This window comes from Lachnoanaerobaculum sp. (assembly GCF_057250505.1).
In genome coordinates, this window is record NZ_DBHIEQ010000048.1 from 1 (window position 1) to 8,763 (window position 8,763).

Here is an 8,763-nt window from a genome sequence, read left to right on the forward strand (position 1 = left end):
AAACTTCATAAAGGAAAGTAAAACAGGTTTTGACTTTGCTTCTGTCAGCAGTCATACAAGAATTGTAAATGCTAACAGGCTTCAAATACATGCACTTGCTTATAACATATTTAATTGGTTTAGGCGATTGGCATTATCTGCAAATATGCGAAAACAACGCATTGATACTGTCCGTCTAAAACTGCTAAAGATTGCTGCAAAAGTAATTCGTTCAGCAAGGTATATAACATTCAAGCTGTGTAGCAGTTGCCCATATAAGGATGAGTTCTATGAGACCCTATCCAATATCAGCAAGCTATGTATACAGCTTGAATAACAACTAATAATGAACCTTGATAGCTTGATAACTACTTGTAAACCTTACCTAGGGGAAGTCCACCCATTTTTAGGTGTATTAAGTCAGTTACAGCGTCATGGATTAAGTTTAAAGATTTATAGCACGGTACTTAATTTAAATATTGTGTCGTAAATAATTCAGAATCTTTTATAATTTTGCTCAAAAAAAAGCAGAGCAGCTTAATCCTAAGCCCTCTGCTTCTATATCCAATGCTTTATTATACCCTTAAGCATAAAGTCTCGTTATTATGCACCATCATCCAACTTCCGCAAATCTTCTTTATATGTTAATAAAGCCTACTCTAAAGATAACTTTTTTATTTATTTTATCTATCATATCCTATCTTTTTTATTTTTTTAGGTTGAATATTTTATTAACACGATTATTCTATCATACAGTCTATGGATTGCACAATATACTAATTTAGGATTTTACTGCATTTCCTCCACCCAGGCTCTCATCTCATCAGAGCCTGCCTTTATCTTAAAAAGCTTCGCACCCATTATCCTTGCATTCGGTAAAAGTGACTGCAGCTTCTCCTTACTTCTTCCCATTCCTCCGCCTCCTGATGTGGCAAACAGGGCAATCTTTTTGCCGGAAAAGTCATATCCCTTTAAAAATGTATTTATAATATTGGGGGCTCCTCCGTACCACACCGGAAAACCTATTAAAATCAAATCATAGTCCTGTATATTTTGCAATTTACCGGCGATTTCCACATCCTTTTTTCCAAGCTTTTCCTTATTACAACGGGACAGTGGATTTACCCAGTTTATATCCGCCTTTGTATACCTGTCCTTGGCCGCTATTTCAAAAATATCTCCACTTACGGCAGCCGCCAGATTTTTTGCCACCCTCTCTGTAACCCTGCCCTCACTGGCAGTAAAATATGTTACCAATATCTTTTTCTCAATCATTGTACTTTATCCCTTCTTCAGCCATCGGCTGTTAAAATTTATATTTTCTATAAAGACTTTATCATCTTCTGTTTTCTTCAATCCATTTCTTTGCAAAGTCCACCAAATCCCTTTGCCTCATTAATCTAATTTCACAATTTCCCAATTTAACTTTTTTTACATCTCTCTCCCTTTCAAAGGCCTCTCCGATTTCATTAAAGTCCTCTCCGTTCACATACAAAGTTTCATAGGCTTTCCACACCCTTTTACCCTCTTCCATGACCGCACTGTGCTCAGTCACATTATGCTTCCCTCCATAATTTGCAACAGTATCCGCCAGATGAAGTGAGGTGTTCTTATCATAGCCCACACCTATTAAAAGCACCTTTCCGTCAAGTTCATACAGTCTCCCCACCGGTGAAGCCTTGCCTAAAATGTCTGACAGGTCATGATTTTTTGTTAAATACAGGGCATTCTTTCCCCATGCCGCAACCGATCTTGCCGGATGATCGCTTCTGACAGTGCCTTCCCACAGGCGAAACATTTCAGCCACCGCACCCATTGTATTGGTGGGGGTAAGCTTTTTATCATATGCCGGCCAGTTATCCCTTATAATCTGCCAATACTTCCTGCCCACAGTCCAATGTACCCCCGCATCGGGATCAAGGTTTTTCCATGACTGAGCGGGCATCATAATGCTTCCCTCATCTCCCACCACCTCCATAATCGCCTCTATAACTGTCTGTGCCCCTCCACATACATAGCCAAGCTTACTGAGGGAAGCATGTACCATAACATTATCAGCTCTTGTCAGTTCGATTTCAGTAAGCGCCTTTACTATTTCCTCTTTGGTAACAGGCCGGTTATCAGGCTCCGTATCTTCAATGACCTTAACATTTGTCCCTTTTATTTCAGCTAAATATTTCTCTGTATCAAGGCTTATTTTTCCATCTTCAGACACAATTGCCGGAATACCTATATATCCTTTTTCCTTGCAAATATCAAAAACCGGAGAACTGTCCCTAAGCTTTAAAAACTCCTTAAATAATTTCAGGTTACTGTTAATATCAATAAACTCATACTTTATTCCCTCTTTATCAAAGGCCTCTTTGCAGCAAATGCAGTCAGGGCACATCGGGCTTCCATAAATCTTTATCATATTTCCTCCATATTATCCACAGACTTTGTTTTTTACACTTCTTTAATATTTAAACCATGTACAATGCTTTGCATTTTCCCATAGCTACCCCAGCAAATCCCCCCTGTACTTCCCGTTCTTTATCTTAAAAAAGAATTCACTGTATCTGTCGGAGTCAAAAATCTCAAGAAGCTCTCTCATATTCCAAATCAGATTTGCCTCATTTACCTGTGAGCGGTCAAGCCAAAATACTCTGCCCTCTTTAGAGGATTTAAGTTCTCCGGTGAACTTATCCGTTTTATATAAAAGCACCAGATATCTTATGCCGTCCTCCATTATCCAGTCTTTAAAACCGCAGGGTATGGGATTTTCAATTAAAAGTCCGGTCTCCTCTCTCATTTCTCTTATAACCGACTCTGTCAAAGATTCCCCCTCCTCCACATGCCCTCCGGGAAACACCAGACCTCCGGGATACCTTGTACCCACCTTCTCCTGCACCAGTATCTTACTCCCCTGATATATCAGGCATAAATTTGTTAATTCTATTTCAGATCTTCTGCTCATTTATATTCTCCAATAGTTTTTCTTACAAAAGGCTTCATCATTTACTTTACATCATTGATTGTTCCTTTATTTATTCCTCATAATCATACCACCATAAGCTACAACATGCTTCTTTTTTTTACAAATTTATTATACTCTTTTACATGTACTATAAATATACCTTAAAGATGCTTCTATAATTTCCTGTGGATCCCACTATAGTATGCAATTAAAAAACACTGAAACTTGAACCTTTCAAATCTCAGTGTTTTTATATTTAGCCTTCTTTCCTCAACGACACAAACTCATAGGGCGAAAGTGTAAGCCTTCCCTCTTTATACTTTAAGCCGTCATAATTGCCTAAAACTTTTTTTTGTATATTATAAACTTGTCAATTCTCAAAAATTTGATTAAAATATATTTATTATCAATATAAATAACTTCAAAGCATTATAATATTAATTGTATTTAATTTATTCTTCCGGAGTTATTTAACTAACTACAACACCACACTAATACCTAAGATAATCATGTTCTTATACACTACTTATTATATATAACAAGAACTGTAGAATAAACAACAAGGTGATAAATATTTATGGGTGAAGCAAGCAGAAAAATAGGAAGTCTGATTCGTCAATTCAGACAATCCAAAGCACTGACCATTGAAGAATTGGCTGAAAGAATTAATAAAAGCAGGGCAACTTTGTCAAAATATGAAAAAGGAGATATTGTGTTGGATGTAGATACCCTCTATGATATTTCTGACGCTCTCGGCATTCAAGCGGAGCAACTTTTATACAGAAAAAACAAAGAATTTTCTTTTAACAATAAAAGAATAAATCCCGGTTTTTTCCAAAATATTGAGCAATTCTATGCATATTTTTATGATGGTCGCAATAAAAAAATAAATCGTTCCGTCATTGACATTATTCGTAATAGCGACGTTAACAGCTATGAAGTTGCTATGTATATGAACTGTTCCGATTTGAATAATTATCATAAATCAGAAAATACCTATTGGGGATTTATGGAGCACTATGATACCATGACTTTACTGGAGGTAACCAACCAGGATACTCCAACTGAAAAAGCCAGCATACAAATTTTAGCTTCTTTTTTAGATGCCGAAGTTAAATGGGGACTTTGGAATGGAGTTTCCAGCCGTCCTTTAATGCCTGTTGCCTTAAAAATGCTTTTTTCAAAAAAGGCTCTTAAAGAGGATAAAGAGCTGGTTCAACTTCTAAAGGTAAGTAAAGAAGATTATCAAAATTTAAAATACTATAATTTTTTCTGTGTTTTCTAATTTATAGTTTTAAATTTATGCATTCTCTTAGCTCGGTAGCGGAATTTCTCACATACTGTAATTTCCTTATACCTCCCTTGCCGTAATATCGGCAGGGGGGATTAAAAATTCCCCCTAAAAAATCATATCTTATTTTTATATTCTTCAATGGATTTGCAGATTCTCTCAAGTCCTGTCTTTATTATTGCTTGTGGCATCGCAAGGTTCAAACGAATATATCCATCCGCATTTCCTACAAAAAGGCTGTTTCCTCCCTCTAAAAGTACTCCTGCATTATTCGCAAAAAATCCGGGAAGGTCTTTTACATCCGGTAATAAAGCTGATAAATCAACCCAAGCCAGATAAGTTGCCTCGGAGATTCCCATTACGGCCTCCGGAAGATTTGTACTCAGATATTCCTTTACAAACTCAAAATTTTTGTCTAAGTATATTTTTAACTCCTCATGCCATTCACCACCTCGGTCATAAGCCGCCTTTGCCGCCACAAGAGACATCGGGTTTACCATTCCGAAAAGTTTATCACGATTTTTAAAAATTTCTCTAAGCTGCGGATCCCTTATTATAATATTTGAAAATGCAAGCCCTGCAAGATTGAAGGTTTTACTTGGTGCCATACATGTAATAAGTTTAGGATAATTATCAAGCACCTTAGCCATCGGGATATGTTGCTTGCCTTGCCTGATTAAATCACAATGAATCTCATCAGATATAACCCAAAGATTATATTGCATCATAATTTCTCCGCAACGCCTCAGTTCTTCCTCTGTCCACACTCTTCCTGTCGGATTATGGGGGTTACACCAAAATACTAATTTACAGGCAGGATCTGCACATTGTTTTTCAAAATTTTCATAGTCCAATACAAATCTGCCATTTTTATTTTTTTTTAAAGGAGACTGAAGCACTTCCACTCCTGAATACTCTGCCGCATGGAGAAAATAACCATAAGAAGGGGTATTAACAAGTACCTTCTCATTTTTGGTCAATAAAGTTTCCACCAGTTGATACATTGCCGGTATAATCCCCGGTGAAAAGCAGAGCTCATCTTTAGGAAATGACCACTTATAATGATCTTCACACCACTTTTTAAATGACTGATAGTAGCTGTCATCATATACTCCTGTATACCCGAATATTTTTCTGTCGATTCTTTCTCTCAATGCCTCAAGAATCGGTGCAGCAACAGCAAATTCCATATCAGCCACCCACATACGCACAAATTCTTCATCTTTATACGGAAATTTCTTTTCAGGCTCCGCATGAAAAATATATCCTCTAAAACCGTCTGTATTCAAACAATTGGTATTTCTCCGATCAATTATTTCATCAAAGTTATACATTTAAACCTCCTTATTCTGCCCAATTATTAATATTTCCCGAAACAATACTTGTATGATAATAGGTGTAAAAACAACATCTGCTCTGCTATTCCTCAAGTAATGCTTCTTTTACAATTTCTTCTCTGCGCTTATCCAGGCTCTCTTTTGAAACAGCTCCCTTTTTCAAAGCAATTGCAGAAAATAGAAGCGGAATCAATATTATAGCGGCAGCTGTAATCATATCATAAATTGTAAGCCCGCCAAATAATGTGGAAGCTACTATAAGAGCACAGATTCCTCCTAAAATACAGCAAATGTCATATATTACCGCCGGGCACTTTATAGACCTTTTCTCAAATTGTTTAGGATATTTTCTCGGTATAGTAATACAATACACATTCAAGAATGCATTAATCAGCATACTGGGAATCATCAGCATGGAAATTGCATTATTTACGCTCATTCCGGTTAATATGGGAACCAATGCAATAATATAAACCATCAAAAAGCAGTATTTAGGATATCCGTCAGCAGTTTTTTCTTTAAAGATGGCAGGCAACCATCCATCATCGGCCATATGTGCAATAGGTTCTCTAATCATGGCTAATACAGCAAGAAACGAAGAAACTATTGCGCAAACTCCTCCGCCTAACACAAAATAAGCAAACATCCCCTTAGGCATAATTACCGATGCAGTAACTGACAAATTTTGCCCTGCAACCTCATCATATGGAAGGACTCCGGCAGCGGCAAATGACATCAATCCATATATTATAGAAACCACAACACATGTTATTAAAATACCCATGGGAATTGTTCGCTTAGGATTTTTTGTTATGGGAATAACTCCCACCGGCCCCATTGTAGTTCCTTGACATGCCCATCCCATGATTGCAATTGCATTTATAACTCCAAAAAACCCGTTATGAAAAAATCCGCCATCATAACTCATATCAAAAAAGTTATTTATATCCACTTTGGGGATTCCAAGTATAACAAAAAGCATTAATGCTCCTATTAAAAATATCGTTGCAGCATTTTGAAATAATGCAACAATTCTATTTCCTTTAATTGAGAGCAGAAAAAACAAAGTTAATATAGCAGCACTTGTCAGTTTCCCATGTTCACCAAGTACAGGCCAAAGACTGCTAAGATAACTTGTCAGTCCTAAAGCATATCCGGTAAATCCGAATGCCCAAATCACATTCGTCCAGCCTCCGTAGCCGATTAAAATAGGTGGAAGAAGCATACCCTTCATGCTGTAGTCTCCTCCATTTACAATAAAGATACCTGAAAGTGCCAGATTATACTAGTAAGCCAACAGCATATAAAATACACATATAACAGTCATCGGAAGAATTGAACGACCTGTACTGGCAATAGCTGTGCCCAATGTAATAAAAATTCCTGAACCCACGGCACCGCCAACTCCCAGACCGACAACATTCCATAGTCCAATTTTTTTAGAAGTTTCCTTATTCAATTTTGCCTCCTTATGGAAATGAAAAATCATATCTCTAAGAATGTACTGCGCAGCACTCTTTGTAATAAACATTATATATGTGAAAAAAACTTATTGCAAAAAGAGTAAAATCTCTTTAAACGAAATTTTTTCTTTAAAAAATTCTTCTCATGAGAAAAAAAACTATATTTTATTAAATAAAATCAAGAAAGACAAAATATCCAGAAACTTATGTAAAAAAATCAATTTATAATAAATAAATATGGCCGCTCAACTCGCAAAGACTATATAATCATAGTAACCCTACATGCACATCCAATGTGCACCACCCACGGCAAAAGTGGGGGTATGGGGGCACACTTGAATTCAAGCTGCCTGACGGCAACAGGACTTTCAAAGTAATAAGCTTGTGATATCTAATCAATTCCCTCCTCATTATAGTACAATTCGGCATTTCCCATGCCAACACCGTTTCCCCTAATTTTTTAAAATCATCTCACAAACAAATCCTCCCATCTCCCCCTCATGAAAGGATATTTTCCATTTATGACGGCTTGCCACCTGCTTTACTATTTTTAATCCCAGCCCGTGATTTCCTTCACTTCTTTCCGTTTCATAACTTTTTTTATTCAGCTTTTTTAAAAGCTCTCTTGAAACTCCCGCTCCATTATCTTCCACACTCAGCACTATGGCGTTTTTTTCATTTTTATATAATTTGATTTGAATATTGCAGCCCTTGGGATTATGCTTTATTGAATTATTTAAAAGGTTAATAATTGCCCTTTCTGTAAAGTCTTCGTTTATTAAGAAGCACTCTTTTTGAAGAGACTCGTCAATATCCAATTCAAAGTTAAAAACATCCTCTTCCAATGCATTTAAAATCTGAGTGACACACTTTCTCAGTAATGTACTTATTTGGATATTCTTTTTTTCAAACTTTACACTTCCGTAGTCCAGTTTATTTAAAAAATTTAAATTCTCCACAAGTGTACGACATCTTATCCCCTGCTTTTCAATAATTTCAGCCCTTTTTCTTACTTCATAATCTTTGCTTTCTCCCATTATCATTCCGGCATTTCCCAGTATTATAGCTAAGGGAGTGCGAATATCATGGGAGACTCCGGTAATCCATTACACCCTTTCTTCTTCCCTTTGTCTGATTTGCCTTCTGTAAAGTCCCAGGGAAATTATAATTAAAAGCACCACATTCCCCAAAATAAGAAACGGTGTCATCTTAATTGACAGCAGCAAAGAATCCTCATAATATTCTAATGTATATTTCCAAATATTTTTATTCCTATATCCCACCACCAAAAGCCCCGGACTCACTACATAGGTATGTACTTGATAATCATTCAAATAATACCTTGTAAACCTTGCCACATCCTGAAGTGTATATTCCTTTTCAAGTTCCTTTGGCAGATCTTCACTCCATAAAATATTTCCTGAATTATCCAAAAGCATTGCAAACTCTCCTCTTTCCCTAAGGCTTTCCACCGCCTCATCTGAGAGCTTATACTTTCCCTCCTCAAATAAAAGATTTTCCATTATATTGACCTTAGGATAATATAATGAAAGAGCGCTTTTATACATAACAATGCCGTAAAGAATTAAATCTATAAATAATAATGCAAATATTGTCATTATTACCAGGATAATTAATCCTAGATTATTCATGTCAACGCCATGAAAGTGGCTGAAAGACATATTATTACTATATTTTAACTAAATATTGCTTTTCACTTATCAAGTGAATAAAAAA

The 8,763-nt window shown here is 36.3% G+C and carries 10 protein-coding genes; 2 read left to right on the top strand and 8 right to left on the bottom strand.

What is annotated here, in order from left to right; translation table 11 throughout:
• Positions 1 to 316, top strand: a 316-nt coding sequence (locus tag ACO6FI_RS12690; RefSeq protein WP_485457654.1) for a transposase, incomplete at its 5' end; no start/stop codon positions are given.
• 452 nt (positions 317 to 768) lie between these two features.
• Here the strand turns inward: ACO6FI_RS12690 and ACO6FI_RS12695 are convergent.
• The 3 genes from ACO6FI_RS12695 to ACO6FI_RS12705 form a co-directional block, all read right to left on the bottom strand.
• Complete coding sequence (locus tag ACO6FI_RS12695; protein WP_008752690.1) at positions 769 to 1,254, bottom strand: flavodoxin; 486 nt, start codon at positions 1,252 to 1,254, stop codon at positions 769 to 771.
• Positions 1,255 to 1,315: 61 nt separating this feature from the next.
• Positions 1,316 to 2,392 (bottom strand): AAC(3) family N-acetyltransferase, encoded by a 1,077-nt coding sequence (locus tag ACO6FI_RS12700; RefSeq protein ID WP_485457655.1) that lies wholly within the window; start codon positions 2,390 to 2,392, stop codon positions 1,316 to 1,318.
• Positions 2,393 to 2,476: 84 nt separating this feature from the next.
• Positions 2,477 to 2,935 carry an 8-oxo-dGTP diphosphatase gene (locus ACO6FI_RS12705; protein ID WP_008754411.1) on the bottom strand — a complete coding sequence of 153 codons (459 nt, stop codon included), beginning with the start codon at positions 2,933 to 2,935 and terminating at the stop codon, positions 2,477 to 2,479.
• A 577-nt stretch (positions 2,936 to 3,512) separates the two neighbouring features.
• Here ACO6FI_RS12705 and ACO6FI_RS12710 point away from each other — a divergent pair.
• Positions 3,513 to 4,220, top strand: a complete 708-nt coding sequence (locus ACO6FI_RS12710; protein WP_008749942.1) for a helix-turn-helix domain-containing protein — start codon at positions 3,513 to 3,515, stop codon at positions 4,218 to 4,220.
• 122 nt (positions 4,221 to 4,342) lie between these two features.
• Here the strand turns inward: ACO6FI_RS12710 and ACO6FI_RS12715 are convergent, their stop codons facing one another.
• From ACO6FI_RS12715 to ACO6FI_RS12735, 5 genes are all read right to left on the bottom strand, one after another.
• On the bottom strand, positions 4,343 to 5,560 hold the full coding sequence (locus tag ACO6FI_RS12715; RefSeq protein ID WP_485457656.1) for a MalY/PatB family protein: 1,218 nt from the start codon (positions 5,558 to 5,560) through the stop codon (positions 4,343 to 4,345).
• Positions 5,561 to 5,645: 85 nt separating this feature from the next.
• On the bottom strand, positions 5,646 to 6,842 hold the full coding sequence (locus ACO6FI_RS12720; protein WP_485457660.1) for an APC family permease: 1,197 nt from the start codon (positions 6,840 to 6,842) through the stop codon (positions 5,646 to 5,648).
• A 6-nt stretch (positions 6,843 to 6,848) separates the two neighbouring features.
• Positions 6,849 to 7,022 (bottom strand): hypothetical protein, encoded by a 174-nt coding sequence (locus ACO6FI_RS12725; RefSeq protein WP_485457657.1) that lies wholly within the window; start codon positions 7,020 to 7,022, stop codon positions 6,849 to 6,851.
• Positions 7,023 to 7,478: 456 nt separating this feature from the next.
• Positions 7,479 to 8,069 carry a sensor histidine kinase gene (locus ACO6FI_RS12730; RefSeq protein ID WP_485457658.1) on the bottom strand — a complete coding sequence of 197 codons (591 nt, stop codon included), beginning with the start codon at positions 8,067 to 8,069 and terminating at the stop codon, positions 7,479 to 7,481.
• A gap of 63 nt (positions 8,070 to 8,132) precedes the next feature.
• Positions 8,133 to 8,678: a hypothetical protein gene (locus tag ACO6FI_RS12735; protein WP_485457659.1), complete on the bottom strand. Its 546-nt coding sequence runs from the start codon at positions 8,676 to 8,678 to the stop codon at positions 8,133 to 8,135.
• Positions 8,679 to 8,763: the final 85 nt, after the last annotated feature.